This window comes from Nocardia sp. NPDC050406 (assembly GCF_044459025.1).
Lineage (GTDB): Bacteria > Actinomycetota > Actinomycetes > Mycobacteriales > Mycobacteriaceae > Nocardia.
Genome location: NZ_JBITIM010000002.1, coordinates 1,651,035 through 1,670,387 on the forward strand (window position 1 = coordinate 1,651,035; position 19,353 = coordinate 1,670,387).

17 protein-coding genes are annotated in these 19,353 nt (G+C 68.6%); 8 read left to right on the forward strand and 9 right to left on the reverse strand.

Annotated elements, in window-relative coordinates; translation table 11 throughout:
• Positions 1 to 11 precede the first annotated feature (11 nt).
• On the reverse strand, positions 12 to 905 hold the full coding sequence (locus tag ACIBH2_RS20835) for a TIGR01777 family oxidoreductase (RefSeq protein ID WP_397119714.1): 894 nt from the start codon (positions 903 to 905) through the stop codon (positions 12 to 14).
• 2 nt (positions 906 to 907) lie between these two features.
• Complete coding sequence (gene sucB / locus ACIBH2_RS20840) at positions 908 to 2,647, reverse strand: 2-oxoglutarate dehydrogenase, E2 component, dihydrolipoamide succinyltransferase (protein WP_397119716.1); 1,740 nt, start codon at positions 2,645 to 2,647, stop codon at positions 908 to 910.
• Between the two features lie 789 nt (positions 2,648 to 3,436).
• On the opposite strand from sucB, the gene ACIBH2_RS20845 reads away from it, so the two are divergent.
• The gene (locus ACIBH2_RS20845) at positions 3,437 to 3,871 is read left to right on the forward strand and encodes a GNAT family N-acetyltransferase (RefSeq protein ID WP_397119719.1); all 435 of its coding nucleotides are present in this window, start codon (positions 3,437 to 3,439) and stop codon (positions 3,869 to 3,871) included.
• 287 nt (positions 3,872 to 4,158) lie between these two features.
• Positions 4,159 to 4,485 (forward strand): oxidoreductase, encoded by a 327-nt coding sequence (locus tag ACIBH2_RS20850; RefSeq protein WP_397119721.1) that lies wholly within the window; start codon positions 4,159 to 4,161, stop codon positions 4,483 to 4,485.
• Positions 4,486 to 4,582: 97 nt separating this feature from the next.
• On the opposite strand, the gene ACIBH2_RS20855 is transcribed toward ACIBH2_RS20850, so the two are convergent.
• Complete coding sequence (locus tag ACIBH2_RS20855; RefSeq protein ID WP_397119723.1) at positions 4,583 to 5,056, reverse strand: thioredoxin family protein; 474 nt, start codon at positions 5,054 to 5,056, stop codon at positions 4,583 to 4,585.
• A 332-nt stretch (positions 5,057 to 5,388) separates the two neighbouring features.
• Positions 5,389 to 6,894 carry a leucyl aminopeptidase gene (locus ACIBH2_RS20860; protein ID WP_397119725.1) on the reverse strand — a complete coding sequence of 502 codons (1,506 nt, stop codon included), beginning with the start codon at positions 6,892 to 6,894 and terminating at the stop codon, positions 5,389 to 5,391.
• Positions 6,895 to 7,007: 113 nt separating this feature from the next.
• Here ACIBH2_RS20860 and ACIBH2_RS20865 point away from each other — a divergent pair, with 113 nt between their 5' ends.
• A complete protein-coding gene (locus ACIBH2_RS20865) occupies positions 7,008 to 7,565 on the forward strand; it encodes an RNA 2'-phosphotransferase (RefSeq protein WP_397119727.1) in 558 nt (185 codons plus the stop codon).
• Positions 7,566 to 7,576: 11 nt separating this feature from the next.
• Here ACIBH2_RS20865 and ACIBH2_RS20870 read toward each other — a convergent pair whose 3' ends face one another.
• On the reverse strand, positions 7,577 to 8,404 hold the full coding sequence (locus tag ACIBH2_RS20870; protein ID WP_397120939.1) for a TetR/AcrR family transcriptional regulator: 828 nt from the start codon (positions 8,402 to 8,404) through the stop codon (positions 7,577 to 7,579).
• A 91-nt stretch (positions 8,405 to 8,495) separates the two neighbouring features.
• Here ACIBH2_RS20870 and ACIBH2_RS20875 point away from each other — a divergent pair, with 91 nt between their 5' ends.
• On the forward strand, positions 8,496 to 9,110 hold the full coding sequence (locus tag ACIBH2_RS20875; RefSeq protein WP_397119729.1) for a GNAT family N-acetyltransferase: 615 nt from the start codon (positions 8,496 to 8,498) through the stop codon (positions 9,108 to 9,110).
• A gap of 45 nt (positions 9,111 to 9,155) precedes the next feature.
• Here the strand turns inward: ACIBH2_RS20875 and ACIBH2_RS20880 are convergent, their stop codons facing one another.
• Positions 9,156 to 9,800: an alpha/beta hydrolase gene (locus tag ACIBH2_RS20880; RefSeq protein WP_397119731.1), complete on the reverse strand. Its 645-nt coding sequence runs from the start codon at positions 9,798 to 9,800 to the stop codon at positions 9,156 to 9,158.
• Positions 9,801 to 9,959: 159 nt separating this feature from the next.
• Between ACIBH2_RS20880 and ACIBH2_RS20885 the strand changes: the two genes are divergently transcribed.
• The gene (locus ACIBH2_RS20885) at positions 9,960 to 10,934 is read left to right on the forward strand and encodes an AAA family ATPase (RefSeq protein WP_397119733.1); all 975 of its coding nucleotides are present in this window, start codon (positions 9,960 to 9,962) and stop codon (positions 10,932 to 10,934) included.
• A 2-nt stretch (positions 10,935 to 10,936) separates the two neighbouring features.
• Here the strand turns inward: ACIBH2_RS20885 and aztA are convergent, their stop codons facing one another.
• The gene (gene aztA / locus ACIBH2_RS20890) at positions 10,937 to 11,629 is read right to left on the reverse strand and encodes a zinc ABC transporter ATP-binding protein AztA (RefSeq protein WP_397119735.1); all 693 of its coding nucleotides are present in this window, start codon (positions 11,627 to 11,629) and stop codon (positions 10,937 to 10,939) included.
• A gap of 51 nt (positions 11,630 to 11,680) precedes the next feature.
• Between aztA and aztB the strand changes: the two genes are divergently transcribed.
• From aztB to aztD, 3 genes are read left to right on the forward strand one after another with little or no spacing between them, the layout of a single operon-like run.
• Positions 11,681 to 13,672, forward strand: coding sequence for a zinc ABC transporter permease AztB (aztB, locus tag ACIBH2_RS20895; protein ID WP_397119737.1), 1,992 nt, complete (start codon positions 11,681 to 11,683; stop codon positions 13,670 to 13,672).
• On the forward strand, positions 13,669 to 14,574 hold the full coding sequence (gene aztC, locus ACIBH2_RS20900; RefSeq protein WP_397119739.1) for a zinc ABC transporter substrate-binding protein AztC: 906 nt from the start codon (positions 13,669 to 13,671) through the stop codon (positions 14,572 to 14,574). Before aztB ends, aztC begins: the two co-directional genes overlap by 4 nt.
• A 44-nt stretch (positions 14,575 to 14,618) precedes the next feature.
• Positions 14,619 to 15,782: a zinc metallochaperone AztD gene (gene aztD, locus ACIBH2_RS20905; RefSeq protein ID WP_397119741.1), complete on the forward strand. Its 1,164-nt coding sequence runs from the start codon at positions 14,619 to 14,621 to the stop codon at positions 15,780 to 15,782.
• Positions 15,783 to 15,792: 10 nt separating this feature from the next.
• Here the strand turns inward: aztD and ACIBH2_RS20910 are convergent, their stop codons facing one another.
• Both ACIBH2_RS20910 and ACIBH2_RS20915 read right to left on the reverse strand, forming a co-directional pair.
• Positions 15,793 to 17,403, reverse strand: a complete 1,611-nt coding sequence (locus ACIBH2_RS20910; RefSeq protein WP_397119742.1) for an ABC transporter substrate-binding protein — start codon at positions 17,401 to 17,403, stop codon at positions 15,793 to 15,795.
• Entirely contained in the window at positions 17,400 to 19,295 is a 1,896-nt protein-coding gene (locus tag ACIBH2_RS20915; protein WP_397119744.1) for a hypothetical protein, read from the reverse strand. The genes ACIBH2_RS20910 and ACIBH2_RS20915 overlap by 4 nt, the downstream gene beginning before the upstream one ends.
• Between the last annotated feature and the right edge of the window lie 58 nt (positions 19,296 to 19,353).

A 19,353-nucleotide genomic window follows, 5' to 3' on the forward strand; every position in this document is an offset into this window, starting at 1 on the left:
TCGACTGGGGCTCAGCGGCCGAGTGCGGCGGTGAGTGCGGCGCCGATGGTGGGGTGCTGGAAGGTGTAGCCCGCCTCTTCGAGCACCGCCGGAATGGCGCGCTGGCCGTGCAGGATCGCCTCGTCGGCGAATTCGCCGACCGCCGCGCGCAGGGCGAAGGCGGGCACCACGAACGGGGTGGGGCGATGCAGCGCCCGGCCCAGGGCCCGATTGAATTCGGCATTGGTGACCGGTGCGGGGCCGACCAGGTTGACCGGTCCGGAGATCGCGGCGGTGGTGAGCGCGAACAGGATCGCGCCGATCTCGTCGTCGAGGGAGATCCACGGCAGGTACTGGCGGCCATTGCCGAGCCGACCGCCCAGTCCGAGTGAGTAGAGCGGCCGGAGCATGCCCAGCATGCCGCCGTGCGGGGCCATGACCACCGCGCTGCGCAACAGCACGGTCCGGACGCCCGCGGTCGCGGCGGGCTCGGTCGCGGCCTCCCAGTCCTGGCACAGCGCGGCCAGGAAACCCGTTCCGGCAGGGGAACTTTCGGTCAGCACCCGGTCGCCGGTGTGGTCGCCGTAGTAGCCGACCGCGCTCGCGTTGACCAGGGTAGGCACACTCGATTCGGCGGCCGCCGAGGCGAGCACGTCGGTCGGGGTGATGCGGCTGTCGCGCAGTTCCTGTTTGAAACTGCCGGTCCAGCGCCGCCGCCCGACGCTCACACCGCAGAGGTTCACCACGGCGTCGGCGTCGCGCAGCGCGCGCTGGTCGAGGTCGGCGCGGGCCGGATCCCACGTGAACTCGTCACGCGCGGCCGCGGGACGGCGCACGAGGCGGGTGACCTCGTGCCCGTCGCGGCGCAGGGCCGCGACGAGTGCCGTCCCGATCAGACCGGAGGACCCGGCCACCACGACCTTCATCGCTACAGGCCGAGATCGCCTTCGAACGCCGCCTCTTCCAGCCGATGCCGGATGGTGCTGAGGAAGCGACCGGCGTCCGCGCCGTCGATGAGCCGGTGATCGTAGGTCAGCGGCAGGAACGCCATCGAGCGAATGCCGATGGCCTCGCTGCCGTTGTCGCTGATCACCATGGGGCGCTTGACGATCGCGCCGGTGCCCAGCATCGCGGCCTGCGGCGGCAGCAGGATCGGGGTGTCGAACAGCGCGCCCTGCGAGCCGATATTGGTGACCGTGAAGGTGCCGCCCGACAGCTCGTCCGGCTTGAGGCCGCCATTGCGGGCGCGGTTGGCGATATCGGCGATGGCCCGGGCCAATCCGGCCAGCGACAGGTCGTTGGCATTGTGGATGACCGGGGACAGCAGACCCTGCTCGGTGTCGACGGCAATGCCCAGGTTGACCACCGAGTGGTAGGTGATCTGCTTGGAATCCATGTCGTAGGAGGCGTTCACGTTCGGGTGCACGCCCAGGGCCTCGATGGCGGCCTTGGCGAAGAACGGCAGGAACGTGAGCTTGACGCCCTCGCGCGCCTGGAACGCGTCCTTGGCCTTGTTGCGCAGCGCCGCGATCTTGGTCATATCGACCTCGTGCACCTGGGTGAGCTGCGCGGTGGTCTGCAGCGACTCCAGGGTCTTGGTGGCCGTGATCTGCCGGATGCGGCTGGCCTTCTGGGTGGTGCCCGGAAGGTGGGCCAGCTGCGGGCGCGGCGCCGAGGTGGCGGCGGGCGACTGGGCGGCGGGGGCCTGCGCGGCGGCCGGAGCCGGGGCCTTCTTGGACTCGGCGGCGGCGAGCACATCCTGTTTGCGGATACGGCCGCCGACACCGGAACCGGTGACGGAGGACAAGTCCACGTCGTGCTCGGCGGCGAGCTTGCGCACCAGCGGGGTCACGTAGGGGCCGCCGTTGGCGGAGGGCTCCTCCGCGGGGGTGGCACCGGCCGGGACCGGGGCGGGCTTCTGCTCGGGCTTGGGGGCCTCGGCGGGCTTGGGCGCGGGGGCCTGGGCGGCGGGCTCGGGCTTGGGTTCCGGCTTGGGCTCGGGCTTCGGCTCCGGCTTGGGCTCGGGGGCCGGGGCGGGCTTGGAAGCCGGTGCGCCGCTGCCGATTACGCCGAGCTGGCCGCCGACGTTCACGACGTCGTCTTCCTGCGCGGTGATCTCCAGCAGGGTGCCCGCGACGGGCGAGGGGATCTCGGTGTCGACCTTGTCGGTGGAGACCTCGAGCAGTGGCTCGTCGACCTCGACCTGATCGCCGACCTGCTTGAGCCAGCGGGTGACGGTGCCCTCGGTGACCGATTCGCCGAGCTCCGGCATCTTGACCGGGGTGCCTTCGCCGGAACCGGAGGCGGCGGGGGCCTCCTCGGCCGGGGCGGGGGCGCTGGCGGCCGGGGCGGGCTCGGGGGCCGGAGCGGGCGCTTCCTCGGCGGGGGCGGCTTCGGGGGCGGGCGCGGAATCCTGGGCGGGAGCCTCACCGGCATCACCGATCACCGCGAGTTCGCCACCGACCTCGACGACGTCGTCCTCCTGGGCGCTGATCTTGACCAGCACACCGGCGGCGGGCGACGGGATCTCGGTGTCGACCTTGTCGGTGGAGACCTCGAGCAGCGGCTCGTCGACCTCGACCGTGTCTCCTTCCTGCTTCAGCCACCTGGTCACAGTGCCCTCGGTGACGCTCTCACCAAGAGCTGGCATCTGGACGGAGAAGGCCATGTCCGTTGACTCCTCTGACTGCTCGTCGGGTTAAACAGTTCGTCTCTCGTCGGCATCGGCCGCGGGTCGCGGCGGTCCCGTCAAGCCACCGATCATTCTGTGGCACCGGAGATCCGTAGGTTGTTGTTCCAGCTCCCCATCCTTGCACTACCGCGCGTGCGGCGTGTCACAGGGCGGCCGATCTTCCCACCTCTCCCGCCGACCACCCGCCCGGTGAGCCACACCCCGCCGCGCCGAGCTGCGTTGATAGCAATCCCGTCGTGTCAAAATTCACGACACCCCACCCCGTGTCGCCCCGCTCGCCCCACACGACCACACGTGCGCGCCCCCACGCGAGCGTTGTGGACATCGACCAATAGCGCTGCGGCAGACCGTCGCACGAGCCCTTCGTGAACTATGCGGGCGTCCCCGTTCGCGACGGCACCGGGGCGGGTGCGGCCGATATCAACTCAGGACGGCGATGGCACCGGAGCGGGTGCTGCCGATACGAACTCATACCCGCGACGACACCGGGGCGAATGCGGCCGATACGAACTCATTCCCGCGACGACACCTGGGCGGATGCGGCCACTACGAACTCATACCCGCGATGGCAGCGGCGGATGCGGCCGATATGAAATCAGACCCGCGACGGCACCGCGCGGCGCGGCCGGGGGTTGGTGCCAATGCCAGAACAGACCGGTGGCGATATAGGTGCGCGACGACGACCCCGGAGGCTAGCCGACGCCGCGTGTGGGGACTTTCCAAATCCGCTCGACGGTCGGTCGCGGCGCGGGGCAGTCTCGCGGTATGACCGACACACCGAAACTGCCCGAAGGCTACGAACTTTCCACCGATCCCGCGCGCATCGATGCCGAGCGCGTCCACCACTGGCTGTCGACCGACGCGTACTGGGCCATGGGGCGGCCACGAGAGAAGGTCGAACGGACAATCGCCGGGTCACTCAACTTCGGTGTGTACGAAACCGTTTCGGGGGACCAGGTGGCATACGCGCGGGTGATCACCGACAGCGAGACCTTCGCGTGGCTCTGCGACGTCTACGTCGCCCCGTCGGTACGCGGCAAGGGCATCGGCTCCGCCCTAGTAGTCGCCATCCGCGAAGAGCTACGCCCCCGCAGCCTCCGCCGCATCCTCCTCGCCACCGCGGACGCACACAGCGTCTACGCGAAGCTCGGGTTCGCCCCTCTGGCGAAACCGGGGGAGTGGATGGCTTTGGAATTCTGAGACTCGCTGTCGCCGCCGCAGCCATGGCCGCGGCGGCAAAAAGTCAGTGTCGGTGCTGTGGCCGTCACCGCCGCCGTCGTTGCGTCCACCGGCGCTACTGGCCGCAGCCGTCGTGGACGGGTCGGGCGGGTCGCCGTTGCGGGAGGTGGTTGGCCTCCTGGGGCGGATGCTGTGTTGCGGCTGTGTTTTCGCTGTGGAGTCGGGTGCGGGCTGCCGGATTGGGGTCGGCGCTGGCACTATCGAGGGAGGTAGTAGCGGTTTTCCGGCTCCGGAGAGGAGGTGGCCGGGTGGGTTTCTTGGATCGGCTGCGTGCTGGGGTGGTGCGTGAGCGGGCGGAGGATGCGGCGTATCTGCGGGAGTGGACGCGGGCACACCATGGCGTGGAGGCGTTCGTGGAGCCGCGGACGACGGTTACCGATGTGACCGTTGTGCTGGTGGCGTATGACGGCGAGTGGACTCGGCGTGTTGTGGGTGAGCGTGGTGCGCAACGGCTTTCGGGCGACCTCGGTATTCCGGTCTACGATGTGCGGCGCGTGGGGTACCCGCAGCGGATGCGGGATCATGATGCGAGGCGGCGGATTCAGCGGCGGCGGGCGATGCTGGCGGACGAGTGAGTGTTGGCCTCAGCGGTCGGAAATCGGGTTCGAGGGCCGATTTCGGGCTCGCGCGGGCGATTTGTGACCGCTCAGGCCTATCGCCCCCGCGACTCGATCAGCTGGTCCGCAACCCGGGCCAACCATACTGCGGCGGTCCTCCTGCTGGCCCAGCACGATGAGCCGGTGCCGACGGTGCAGCTTCGACGGGCGCCTGCCGTTGTGCCTGTTGCTGGAGCTGCTCGGCCGCCTGCCGCCGGAACTCGTCCATGTCCATCCACATGACCTGCTGCACAACGTCTTCCAGCTGCGCCGCGGTCAAGAACCCGGCGTGCTTGTACACCGGCAGGCCCTCGCGGAACGCCATGATGGTCGGGTACCCCGTGAGCTCCACGGCGGCGACCAGACCCGGTTCCTTGTCACCGTCGACGGTGGCGTGCACGATCTGCGGATGTGTCGCGGCCGAGGCCTGGTAGACCGGCGCGAAGCGCGTGCACCATCCGCACCATTCGGCCCAGAAGTCCACCAGCACTATGTGATTGCTCGCCACCGTCTGCTGGAAGTCGTGCTGGCTCAGCGCGCGTGTGGACATCCAGAACCCTCCCGAAACAGCTCGCCCCAACCGGCCGAGCCGCCGATCGACGACACCGGTCCAGGATTATGGCACGCCGGTCGGACACCGGCACGACACCTACCGCGCCCATTCGTCGTCGGGGCCAACATCGAACCAGCACGCCCACGGCTGAACCGAGTTGCGTATTTCCACGCTCGGATACCCCAATGCGCCGCCAACAGTGCTCCGGGCGGGACGGTCATCACAGCCAGCCGCTGGGCCGAACACATCGGTCGGTATGCGCGGCAACACCAAATGGCCGCGGACCACGGCGGGAGCGAGGCCATCGACCCGCGCTCCCGCCGGTTCAGCTACTCCGCCGCAATGTCCTCGATCGTGCTGATCAAGGTGCGGACCGGCACGCCCGTGCCACCCTTCGGCGTGTAACCCCACGGGCCGCCCGTGTTGTAGGACGGCCCCGCGATATCCACGTGCGCCCACTGGACGTTCTCGGGGACGAATTCCTTGAGGAACAGTCCGGCCGAGAGCATGCCGCCCCAGCGGTGCGGCGCGACATTCGCCAGGTCGGCGATCTTGGAGTTGATGTCGGCGCGCAATTCCTTGGGAAGTGGCATGGGCCAACCGTTTTCGCCGACGGACTGGGAGATGCGGGCGACGCGGTCGCGGAATTCGTCGGTGCCCATGACGCCCGGGGTGCGGGTGCCGAGGGCCACCATCTGCGCACCGGTGAGGGTGGCGACGTCGATGAGGTAGTCCGGCTCGTCCTCGCCCGCGCGGACGATGGCGTCGGCCAGGATGAGCCGCCCCTCGGCATCGGTGTTGAGCACCTCGACGGTGGTACCGCCGTACTGGGTGAGCACATCGCCGGGTCGCTGCGCGGTAGCCGACGGCATGTTCTCGGCCATGGGCACGGTCGCGGTCACGGTGACCGGCAGGCTCAGCCGAGCGGCGAGCAGCGTGGTGGCGATGACCGCCGCCGCACCCGCCATATCGGAGGTCATGTTCTCCATGTTCGCGGCGGGCTTGATGGAGATGCCGCCGGTGTCGAAGGTGATCCCCTTGCCCACGAGCGCGACCTTCTTGTCACCGCCCGCGTAGGTGATGCGAATCAGCCGCGGCGGCCGCGAGGACCCCTGCCCGACGCCGATGATGCCGCCGTACCCGCCGTCGGCGAGCGCCTTCTCGTCGAGAATCTCCACCTGAAGCCCCGCGGCCTTCGCCAATTCCGCCGCGCGATCGGCGAATTCGGCCGGGAACAGATCGTTCGGCGGCGTGTTCACGAAATCCCGTGCGGTGGCGACGGCTTCGGCGATCGCCTGCGCCCGGAACAGCTCCTCCTCGCCGAATCCCGGTTCCGGAACCAGGAATTCGACCCGCCGCACCGGCCCCTCATCGGCCTTCGGCGCGGACTTGCCCGACCGGTACGGCGTGAACGTGTACGCGCCGAGGTAGAACCCCTCCGCCGCCGCACCCAGGTCCAGCCCGGACAGCGTCGTCACCGCCGTGCCGGTCCCGCTCAGCGCGCGCCCCGCGACCCCCGCGGATTTGCGCACCTGTTCGGCGTCGACCTTGTCGGCCGCCCCGAGCCCCACGGCCAGCACACTGTCCACGCCGAGCCCGTCGGGCGCGGGAATCCGGGTCAGCTCCTCGGGCTTGCCCTTCGCCCCGACCGCCCGCAGTGCCGCCACCAACGCCGCGCGCGTCCGCGCGTCGAGCACATCGTCGAAGGCGTCCGCCGGGGCGATCACCGGCCCGTCGTCCGAGGTCGTGATTCCCACGACGAGGACATCGGCCTCGCCGATGCTCACGGTACGTACCAGTTCCGGCCCGAGCGAACGATCTGCAACAGCTGTCATGGCTGCCACGTTACTGGGCGTGTCGGGTCGGGTCCCGGTCGGCGCGGAGCACGGCGGTGGCGACGGAAAATCCCCTCGTACCAGACCACGGCATATGCGACCGTGGTCTGGTTATGAACGACAAGGACATGGTCAGGCTCTCCAAGCGCCTGTCGAATTGGCTCCGCCACCACCCGGAGGCCATCGGCCTGGACCTCGATACGGCCGGTTGGGTGCCCGTCGACGCGCTGCTGCGTCAGGCCGCCGCCCACGGCAAGGGCTTCACCCGCGCCCAACTAGACCTGGTGGTCGAGCGAAACAACAAGCGCCGCTTCGAATTCGACGATGCGGGGACCGCCATTCGAGCCCGGCAAGGCCACTCCATCCCCGTGCGGCTGGGCTATGCCGCCGCCGAACCCCCGGCCGTCCTCTACCACGGCACCACCACCCGAACACTGCCGCTCATCCTGGCCGAGGGCCTACGCCCCATGCGCCGTCACGCCGTCCATCTCTCCGCCGACACCGACACCGCCCAGGCCGTCGGCACCCGGCACGGCACACCGGTCATCCTCACCGTGGACGCCGCCGCCATGCACCGCGACGGCCACGAATTCGCGGTCACCGGCAACGGCGTCTGGCTCGTCTCCTCGGTAGAACCGCGCTATCTCCAGCCGCTGAACTCCAGCGGGTAGAGCACTCGGTCTCATTGCACCGCAGTGGGTTCGAAGTCCTCTGGAAAATACCGCGCCGCCACACCGTCGAAAAGCAGTGTGAGACAGGTGTCGAGCAGCTCGTCGAGGTCGAGAGCGATTCCGTCGGCATCGGGTTCGAAGAACTCCGCCAGCATGGGATGGCTCTCGGGGGAGACGAGCGCGATCGCCTCGGCGGTGCGCGGATCGGCGGGGTCGGGCCCGAGCGGGGTGCGCTCGGTGGCCAGGAGCAGTCCCAGGCCCTGCACCAGCCCGGAGACCGACAGGTAGATCGGCAGCATGGTCTGCTGCGTCATTCCTGGTCGATACAGCGCTGCGAAGAAGCGCTCGAGGTGGTCCAACAGGGCCGGACCCATCGGCGGACGGGTCTGCGCGAGCAGCGGCAGCATCCACAGATGACGCCGGTACATTCGCCACTCGCCGCGCGCCTCGTACCCGAGCCGAGCCCGCCACCCGGTGAGATCCGTTGGCGGAGGCGGTGTCTCGGCCAAGACGAGTTCCGCCATCTCCGCGAGCAAGCTGTCGCGATCGGGAAAGTGCCGGTACAACCCGGTGGTCGCCACCCCCAACTCGGTGGCGAGCCGCCGCATGGACAGCGCATCGAGGCCCTCCCGATCGGCCAACGCCACCGCCGCGCGAACGATGGCGACCGTTGTCAGCCGCCGCGGCCGGGCCGCACGTCGCGCGGGCGGCACCGCGCTGCGCCGCGCCCGATACGCCCTGGCCTGGCAGGACCGCGAACAGTACCGCCGTCGCCGACCCACTCCGGCCTGCTCGAGCTCCGTCCCACACACCGCGCACCCCGGCCGCTCGGATTTCATCACAACACCCAGTGTGACGAAATGGTCGTAAACCCGTCCACATCTCCATACCTTGGCTTGCGAGGACACCGTTCACTTCGGGAGGTTGCAGATGGATTCGCAGTTGGTGGCTCGTCGGGCGGGACTCGACGAGCTCGACAATGTCAGCCGGGTATTCGCCGAGGCGAGCGCGGACGAGGTGGTGTTCAGCTGGGTGATGGAGGGCCAGGGCGAGATCGCCGACCAGTTCCGCACGACGCACGCGCCGGAAATGATCGAGCGCACCATGCGCGAGGACGAGGTGTGGGTCGCCGGTGTCGGCGACGAGGTGTGGGCGGTATCGCTGTGGCACACCGTCACCAGCACGGAGCGCTACGCCCGCGAAGCCGCCGAGATGCGCGAGCTGTACGCCAATGCCCCGTTGCAGCCGTTCCGGCGTTTGACGGCATTGACGGGCCTGCTCGAAAAGACCCATCCGGCCGAATTCCCGCACCGCTACCTGCATGTCATCGTCACGTTGCCCGAACATCGCGGTAAGGGCGCGGGCGCGGCCATCATCACCGATCGGGTGAAGGCGGCCGCCGACGCGGGCGTGCCCGCCTATCTGGAGGCCAGCACCGAGCGTTCGGCTCGCCTGTACGAGCGCTGCGGCTTCGTCCATGAGGGCGAGCACATCGTGCTGCCGGAGAACGGGCCGACCTTGCGGCCCATGTGGTTCCGCGGCTGACAGCACGGCATCCGCCCCGGCACCGACGCCGGGGCGGATGCGCGTCTACCTGGAAACCAGGTGCGGCACCAGCGTTTCCGCCTCCGCGACGAAGTCGAGAATGGCTTCGGTGACCATCCGGTGTACCGGTTCGTGCAGCAGATCGTGTCCGGCATTGGGGAATTCGCGCATTCGCGTACCCGGCCGCATGGCGCACCAGCCGCGAATCGGCCCGATCGGCGCGCGCCGGTCGTCGCCGCCGTGCAGCACCAGCGTCGGCGCGCGCGGCGCCGGAACATCCAGTATCGCCGCCTTTTCCGGCGTTCCGCAGAGCACGACGGCGGAAACCGCGTCCACCACAGGCGATCCCGATTGCAGGGCGATGAGCGCCGTCCCGGCCCCGAGCGAATGCCCGATGACCGTCATGGGAAGTTCCGGGCGCGCGTCCCGCACCAATTCCATGAATAGCAGGGCATTTGCCGCCAGATCGTCGATCGGCGCGATCGAATCGGTCTCGCCCTCACTGAGTCCGTGACCGATGTGGTCGATTCCCCACACCTCGATCCCGTGCCGGTTCAGCGCCCGGGCGAACCGGTGATAATCAGCGCTCTGCTGGCCGAGACCGTGCAGCAGCACCACAACAGCTGTGGGAGATTCGATCGGCCATCTTCGGTAATGCACCAGGCCGCTCACACCCTCGAAGTAACGCACCCGGGGATTGTGTCAGAGATAGCCTGTCCTCACTTGTGTGATGGATCACGATACCGCGCATTATGTTCCAGACCCGCCGGTGTCGCACCCCGCCGATCCCGGTTCGGGTTACTAGGCTGGGCGAACCGCTCGGGCGGTGGGATGAAGGGTTGCGTACTGGTGGAGTTGCGTGGCGAGGTGTTGCCCGGATTTGCCTGGGAGTGGCCGCAGAAGGCGGAGCGGGTGCTGCGTTTCGAACGGCCGCAACGCATCTGGGAGCGGGAGCGGGTTCCCGGTCGCAGTCGCCCCTATGTGGTCGCGACCTTCAATCTGAAGGGCGGCGTGGGGAAAACGACCACCACCGCGGCGCTGGCCGAGATCCTCTCCGTCGAATTCGGTAAGAAAGTCCTGCTCATCGACCTGGATCCGCAGCGCAATCTCACCACCATGATGGTCGGGGAAAGGCATGCGACGGAACTGGATTCCGGTGACCACACCCTGGCCTCGGTCTTCGGCGACGTCCTCGAGGGTTTCCGCCCCCGCGACGCCGCGGCCCTGGTACGCCACAATGTCTCGGCCATGCACGCGGTCGACTCGGTGGACCTGCTGCCCTCCTCGCTGAAACTCATTGCGCTCCAGGACGATCTGACCCACGTCGACGTCGTGGACCCCACCGCCATTCTCGCCGACGCCCTGAGCGGCGTGCTGTTCGCCTACGACTACGTCCTCATCGACTGCCCGCCGAGCCTCGGCCTGATCACCCAGAACGGTCTGCGCATAGCCGACGGATACGTCATCCCGACCATTCCCGACTTCATGTCGACCTACGGAATTCCGGCGGTACAGGCCAGAATTCGGCAACTGTCCACCCGGTGGGGTTCGCCCATCGAGGAGCTCGGCGTCGTGGTCACCAAATACCGCCGCTCCTCGGCGGTGCACCAGCGCATCCTGGAGGATCTGCGCGGCAACCGCAGCCTGCCGCGCCTGTTCCCGACCCGCATCCCGGAGTCGAACCAGATCGCGGCGGCGGCCGAGTACGTCGACTTCGGCAGCCTGCGGCAGAAGTACGGGACGGGCGGGCAGTTCCTCGCCCTGCGCGAGCTGACCGACGATTTCCTGAGCACCACCCGCATCAAGCTGGCGTGGGGGCGCTGAGCTCAGCTGGCCTTCGCCGGGGTGATCACCGGTAGCACCCGCTCCGGCGTCCCCGCGTCCACCAATTCGCCGTCGCGCAGCATCAGGCAGTGGTCGGCCGCGAGGGCCTCGGCCCGATCGTGGGTGGCGTGCACGACGGTGACGCCCGCTGCCGCCGCGTCGCGAATCGTGCGCGAAATCTCCTGCTGCGCATCGATATCCAGCCCGCTGGTGGCCTCGTCCAACAGCAGCAGATCCGATTCCTGCGCCAGTGCCCGCGCGAGCAGCGCGCGCTGTCGCTGACCCCCGGACAGTTCGGTGAGCCGCCGCGCCGCGAGGTCCGCGATACCGAGCCGCTCGAGGCATTCGCGCACCACCGCGTGATCGTGGCGGGTGAGCCGCCGCCACGCACCGCGATGCGCCCACCGCCCCATGGCGACGGTCTCCCGAACGGTGATGGGCAGGGTCGCCGGTACCGCGCTCTGCTGCACCACCAGTGCCGGACCCCGCGGGCTGCGCTCGACGCGTCCCGCCGTCGGCGCGATCACCCCGGCGATCACGCCGAGCAGGGTGGATTTCCCCGAGCCGTTGTGTCCGACGATCGCCGTCACCCGCCCACTCGGGATAGTCGCGGTGACCTCGCGCAATACCGACCGCCCCCGATATCCCGCCGTCACCGCCTCGAGCCGCACCGCCGGGGATTGCTGATTGTTCACTGGATCACCTTACTTGTTCTGAAAATCGTTTTCATATTACTGTGCCCATCCATGGAGTGGCTGATCGCCCCGTTCGAGGTGACATTCGTGCAGAGAGCGCTGTGGGGTGGTCTGCTGGTCTCCGGCGTGTGCGCCCTGGCCGGAACGTGGGTTGTGGTGCGCGGCATGGCTTTTCTGGGGGAGGCGATGGCGCACGGGCTGCTGCCCGGAGTGGCGGTGGCCTCGCTGTTGGGCGGAAACCTGGTGTTGGGCGCGGCTTTCAGCGCCGGTGCCATGGCGGCGGGTGTGTCGGCCCTGGACCGTGATTCGCGCTTCGCCGCGGATACCGGCATCGGATTGCTCTTCGCCGGAATGCTGTCGGTGGGCGTGATCATCGTGTCGCGGTCGCAGTCCTTCGCGGTGGATGTGACCGGGTTCCTGTTCGGCGACGTGCTCGCCATTCGCACCCAGGACCTCTGGTATCTGGTTGTGGCCCTGGGCCTCTCGCTGGTGATCGCGGTGCTGGGTCATCGCGCGTTCGTGGCGCTCGCCTTCGATCCGCGCACGGCGCAGACGCTCGGCCTGCGTCCGCGCTGGGCGCAGGGGGCGCTGCTCGGCCTGCTCACCCTGGCGATCGTGGCGTCGTTCCACATCGCGGGCACACTGTTGGTCTTCGGCTTGCTCATCGCCCCGCCTGCGGCCGCCACCTACTGGTCGCATCGCATTCCGGTGATCATGGCCTTGGCGGCGGTGTTCGGCGGAGTGGCCACCTTCACCGGGCTTGTGGTGTCCTGGCACGCGGGAACGGCGGCGGGCGCGACCATCACGGCGATCGCGGTCGGCCTGTTCTTCGTCTCGGCGGTGCTGTCGCGGCTGCGGGCGCGGTGGACGGGTGGCGGCGCGAATGCCTTCGTGCTGCTGGTGGTTCTGGGTTCGGTGCTGCCACTGGTCGGATGTGGAGCACCCGAGGAGGAAGTACCGGCGGAGGAGAAGCCGCACGGCTACGTCGAGGGCGCGGAGGAGACCGACTCGCCGCAGTCGCGCCTGGTCCTGGTGGATTCCGAGGGTGCGGTGCGGGTGCTCGACCTGATCTCCGAGGAGGTCACCGACAGCGGCCGCGCGCCTGGTGCGACGCGCCTGGTCGGCGACGACCGCTTCGCCTACCCGGTGACGGCGCAGGGCACCCGCGTCGTCGACGGCGGTGCGTGGACGGTCGATCACGGCGACCACGTGCACTACTACCGCGCGGCGATCCGCGAGGTCGGCGACCTTCCGCACGCCGGAGTGACGGCGGCGCACAGCGATCCCGCGCTCACGGCCTTGGTCCTGGACTTGTCCAAGACCGTCCTACTGGACCGGCAAGCCCTGGACGCGGGCACCGTCACCGAGCGAAATATCGTGGATGGCATCGCGATTCCCTACGCGGAGCGCCTCGTCGTCGTATCCCCCTCCGGCCGAGCCGAAGTCCGGGACCGCGCAGCCTCCGGTGCGACCCCGCTGGCCGAATCCTGCCCGGACCCGCGGGGCACCGCCGTAACCCGCCGTGGCGTCGTATTCGGTTGTGCCGATGGCGCTCTCACGGTCTCGGCCAACGAAGGCGAGTTCTCGGCGACCAAGATCCCGTATCCGCACCCGGTGGCCGCCGCCGACCGGGCCAGCGAGTTCACCCACCGCGCGGGCAGCACCACGCTCACCGCCCGCGCCGGTGACCGCGGCGTTTGGGTCCTCGACACCAGCGCGCGCACCTGGCGTCTGGTCGACACCGGACCTGTCGTGGCCGCCAATACCGCGGGTGAGGGCAGCGCCCTGTTGACCCTGACCCGCGATGGCGTCCTGCATGCCGTCGATGTCGCCTCCGGCGCGGAACGCGCACGGACGCAACTGTTCCCGGAGCCCATGACCGGCGGCACCCCTCCGGTGATCGAGATCGACACGAACCGCGCCTACGTCAACGACGCCCGCGCCCGGTCCGTTTACGAGATCGACTACCGCGACAACCTGCGCCGCGCCCGGACCTTCCCACTCGATTTCGCCCCCGCACTCATGGTGGAGACCGGACGATGAGAACCCTCCTGCGCGCCGCGCTACCCGCGCTGCTGGCCCTGTTCCTGCTACCCGCCTGTTCGTCCAGCGACGCCGACCGCATCGAAATCGTGGTCACCACAAATATTCTCGGTGACCTCACCCAAGAGATCGTCGGTGACGCCGCCAAGGTCACCGTCCTCATGCCGCCGGGCGCGGACCCGCACCAATTCGCCATCTCGGCCCAACAGGCCGCCCGCATCGACCGGGCCGCACTGGTCATCCACAACGGCCTCGGTCTCGAGGAGGGCGTGCAGCGGCATGTCTTCGCCGCCGAGAGCTCCGGTATTCCCACGCTGTCGATTGCCGATCAGCTCGATCCGATCAGCTACAAGGGCAGCGACCGGCCGGATCCGCACTTCTGGACCGACCCGGCGCGCGCCCGCCGCGCCGCGGAGCTCATCGGAAATCGAGTACTGGCTCTTGACGGCATAGACGCGGAAGCGGTGCGCGCCAACACCACCCGCTACCTGTCCGAACTGAACGATCTCGACACCTGGATGACCTCGCGCTTCGCCACGCTCGCCCCCGAACAGCGCCGCCTGGTCACCAACCACCACGTATTCGGTTACCTGGCACAGCGTTTCGGACTCGAGGTGATCGGCACCATCATCCCCAGCGGCACCGCCCTGGCCTCGCCGAGCGCCTCCGACCTGGCCGGTCTGGCCACCACCGTCCGCGACGCCGGTGTGCGCACCATCTTCGCCGATTCATCCCAACCCGATCGCCTGGCTCGGGTGCTGGCCGAACAGGCGGGTGTGGCGGTGCGGGTCGTGGCCCTGCACACCGAATCCCTCACGGCCGCAGGCGGGGGAGCGGCCACCTACCTGGAAATGATGCGCGCCAATACCGACGCCATCGTCACCGGACTCGCCCCGAGCTGAGCCCCCACGCGTTCGAGCACCACCCGAGATGAGGAGCACCACCCATGTCCGTCCGTACCAGAGCCGCGGCCCCCGCGGCCCTCACCGCCGTGTTGGCGTCGGTCGTAGCCCTGAGCGGCTGCGGTAGCGACGACAAGGCCGACCGGCCCGCCATCGCCAACCCCCTCGCGGTCACCTACGATGGCGGCATCTACCTGTTGGACGGCCAAACTCTGTCCGTCGCAAGCGATATCGAGCTGGACGGCTTCAACCGCCTGAACCCCTCCGGCAACGACACCCACCTCATGGTCTCCACCAAGGACGGCTTCCGCGTCCTCGATGCCACGCGCGGCGAGTTCACCGATATCGAATTCCCGGCCGCCAAGCCCGGTCACGTGGTGCGCCACGCCGACCAGACCGTCCTCTTCGCCGACGGCACCGGCGAGGTCACCATTTTCGACCCGCACGACCTCGAACACGGCAAGCCGAAGACCGACACCTACAAGGCCGCCGCACCGCACCACGGCGTCGCCGTCGAACTGTCCAACGGCCAGCTCGTCGTCACTCTCGGCACCGAGGAAAAGCGCACCGGCATAGTCGTTCTCGACCAGGACCGCAAGGAGATCGCCCGCAACGAGGACTGCCCCGGCGTGCACGGCGAATCGACCGTCGCGGGTGAGGCCGTGGTCATCGGCTGCCAGACCGGCGCGCTCATCTACCGGGACGGCAAGATCACCAAGGTCACCAGCCCCACGCCCTACGGTCGCATCGGCAACCAGGCGGGCAGCGACGCCTCCCCGATCGCCCTCGGCGACTACAAGCAGGACAAGAACGCCGAACTGGAGCGCCCGCAGCAGATTTCGCTCATCGACACCCGCGACGCGAGTCTGCGTCTGGTCCCGCTCGGCACCAGCTACACCTTCCGCTCGCTGGCCCGTGGCCCGCAGGGCGAGGCGCTGGTTCTCGGCACCGACGGCCGTATCCACGTCATCGATGTGGTGGCGGGCAAGGAAACCCGCAGCTTCGAGGTGATCAAGCCGTGGGAGGAGCCCCTCGAATGGCAGCAGCCCCGCCCCGCGATCTTCGTGCGCGGCGCCGATGTCTACGTGAGCGATCCGGCCACCAAGCAGATCCACCGCATCGACCTGGCCGCGGGCACCGTGGTCAACTCGGTCACCCTCGACGGCACCCCGAACGAACTCAGCGGAGTCGTCGGCGAGGCGCACTGAGCCACGAGGCTCAGCTCGGGCACGCCGGTAGGGGCGCTCCGGGTTGAGCCTCCACCGTGGGCACCTGGGCCGGTTGGCCCGGGGTGAGCGCGGTCGGACACAATCGCACCACCTCGGGTCCGGGGTCGGTGCGATTTCCGCTGTTGTCGAACACGATCGGTCCGCCCGCGCCGGGCACCGACTGCTCCATCGATGTGAATCCGCTGATCGTGGTGTTCACCTGGCTGCGCTGGACCCGCTGGTTGGCGGGCAGGATGCGCAGCGCGGTATCGATGGTCGTGATGGCGTCGTAAGCATTGACGGCCCAACCGTTTCCGATGTGGCTGGTGTCGAAACCCGCGTCCGCGAACTCCTTCTCGAAGGTGTCCCAGTTCGGATTGCCCGGCTCCGGCCCGTCCGCGCCCGCCACCAGGGTGAACAGCAGTCGAACCCGACCCTCGCCGAAGCTGCGCGAACTCAGCGCCTTGGCGCGCAGATCTTCCAGCGCCGCATCGGATTCGACGGTGCGCAAACGGTTTCCGTCGGAGGTGCTCACCACCGTGATGGAGGTCGCGGCGCATTGGCCGTTGGCGTAGGACTCGTCGAGGGTGTAGAGCAGGCGGCTGAGGTCGCGGCCACGCGCGAGGTAGGCGATGGTGACATCCTTGGCCATGGTGCAGATGCGTTTGGCGGTCTGCGAGACCGTCGTCGGCTCCGTCGCGTCGAATTTCACCTCCAGCAGCTCGCCGCCGTACTGGCGGTGCAGCAGCGGCAGCGTGGTGCAGGTGTAGGGGTCGGAGCCGCCGATCGGCACCATGATGAAGTCCGGGCGTGTGGGCACGACCTTCCCGATCGCGCCGACCTGCACGGCGACTCGATAGCCGATGCGGTACAGATAGTCCTTGCCGACACCCTCGTTGTAGCTGATATCGGGGTCGCAGCCGCTGAAATCCGGATTGTCGACGCGCGAACCGTCCTGATCGAAGCCCTCGGCGGTGACGACATCGGAGACCATCGGAATCTTCGCGGCGGCAAGCACATTCGCCACCTCGGCGGTGACCTGAAGGCTCAGTCCGATACCGGCGACCGCGACGATGTCGTCGCGTCCGGCCAGTTCTCGCGCCACCGCGACCGGATCACCGTCGCTGTCGTAGTCGCCGAGCTGTCCGACGAGCAGGCGTATCGGGTGGACGCAGCCGGTGCCATTGGCGCGCCGCTGTCCCACCGCCATACCTTCCAGCTCGTGTACGGCGCGATTGCCCGCGAGCTCATCGGTCATGGTCAACAGCACCCCGACGGACACCGGGGTGCCCGGGCACTGGGTTCGCGCCTTGTTCTGTTCCGCGATGACGCCCATGACGTGGTCGAAGGCCGGGAGATCGAAAGCGTAAGGGCCGTCGGACAATCCGATACAGCGGTCCCCGGCGGACCAGGCGTCCGTGCTGGGCCAGCCGTCATTGCAGGTGAACAGCCGTTGGATCGGTTCGCGCTCGATCCACGCGGCACCGGCGGCGACCACGACCGTCACCACGAGGATGAACCGCCACCAGTTGGTCCAGTGCCGAGGCGGCGGACGGTCCGGACGCGGGACGATACCCAGCCAGAATCGCGAGCGAGCGGAGCTGGGATGCGCGGCGATCATTGTTCCCTCCACGCGCGACGGCGGTATTCGGTGGCGCGTACCGCGAAAGGCGCACGGTCGTCGGCGAAGTCGGCGAGCCGGTCGTAGCTGTGCGCGATGCGGGAGAACAGCGCGACCCGTGCTTCCGCGGTGACGAAGGAGATGCCCGACGACAGTTCCGGTAGCGCCGCGAGCAGAACCTCGAGGTGCTCGGCGAGATTGTGCGCGCGGTCGGGGCTGTCGAGAATCCCCCTGTCCGGACGACGCGGATCCATCACCGACACGACCTCGTCGAAGACCGCCAGCCACCGAGCGGTTGTCGACCGCGACAACAGATTCGCGAGTTCCTCGACGATCGCCGCGCGCCCGTGCCGCAATCGCGTGTACAACAGCCTGCCCGCGTTGTCGGCGGGATCGACTCGCTCGAGCAGTGCGTCGAAGACCTTGTCCCAGCCGGTGTTCGGGTCGTCGCGGGTGCGCAGTTCGCGCAGCCCGAGCTGGCGCACCAGCGGAGGTAGAACATCGTTCTCGCCCTCGCGCACCCACAGGGTCCTGGAGGTGAACAGTGTCGAGTCGGTGCTCAATCCGGCGGGCAGCAGGTCCATCAGCGCGGTCGCTTCCCCTTTGGTGCGCGCCGCCGAGATCGTGATCAGTGCCTCGAGTACACCGTCGTTCAGCTGTTTGCGCACGCTCAGCCCTTTGGCGAAGACACGCAAAAGATACTGTTGGACAGTGGTTCTCGGCTCCGGGCCGGGTGCGCGCAGGAGCGCGTCGATATCGGTCGCGAAGTCGGGGTTCTCCTTGATCCGGGCCAGCAGCAGAGCGGAGGCGCCCGCGTGACCGCCGGTGAGCCGGTGCACCCGCGCGCCGATCTCCTTGCCCTGGATGGCGCCGACGCTCATGGCGAGGGTCTCGACCTGGGTCGATCGCAGGTGGGGCAGCGGTAGCAGCGCCCACCGCGCCCACGGGCCCGGCGCCAGCGGATCCGTCCACACCGCGGGGGCGGGCACCTGTCCGGCCAGTTCGGATGCGAGCATGCCGGAGCTGACGGTGACAACGGTCAGCGGGTCCGGTCCCGCGAAGCCGACCGCGGTCAGGGCCTCACGTGCCCGCAGGAGTGAGCCGATGAACGATGCGACCGGCTCCGAATCGCCGTCGTCGATCAGCATGGTGAAGTTGGTGGCTCGGCCGTTGACCTTGGCCGCGCTGTATCGCAGATCCGCCAGCAGCGCGCTGACGAGCAGGTCGTCGACGCCGCGCCGAATGGCGGGATCGTCGCTGTGCGCCTGGAGGCCGAGTTCGATCAGGGTCGCCTCGGCGTCCAGAACGAGTCCGAGATCTTGGTGACCGAACCAGGAGATGGCCGAACCCCACGTGATGCGCGCCAGCATCCGCCCATGTTGCAGTCGTCGCACGACGAGACCGCTGAGATTGTTCGCCAGGATCGGGACGATCACCGCCGCGCCGGGGATGGTGGAGGCCGCGATGTCGCCCACCGCGCCCGCGACCGCATCGACGAAGGTGAGCAGCGCGTCGCGATCTCGGTACCGATTCAACACCGTCTGCAAGTGCGCGCGCTGGTCCGGCGGCGCGATCGTGCTGAAATCCGTGTCGATGGCCAGCAATGCGACCAGTACGCGCGGGAAATATCCCTTGTATCCGCGAATGCCGGTACTCAGTCCGAGCATGGCCGCGGCATTCACCGGTCGCAGCGCGTTGTCCGGGGCGTAGGGATGTGCCAACGGCCGCACCAATGCCACCGGCGTGCGATCGGTCCACCGTCGCATTACCTGGTCGAGCAGGGCTGTGCGCCCCGAGCCGCCGCTGCCTTCCAGCACCAGAACGGGTTTGGCGTTCTCCGGTGGAATGGTGATGAGCCCGTCGATCAGCCCCAATAGTCTGGTGCGCCCCACGAACACCGAGATCGCCTCCCCTCGGGAATGGGCGCGAGTCTAACAATCTTGTTCGCTG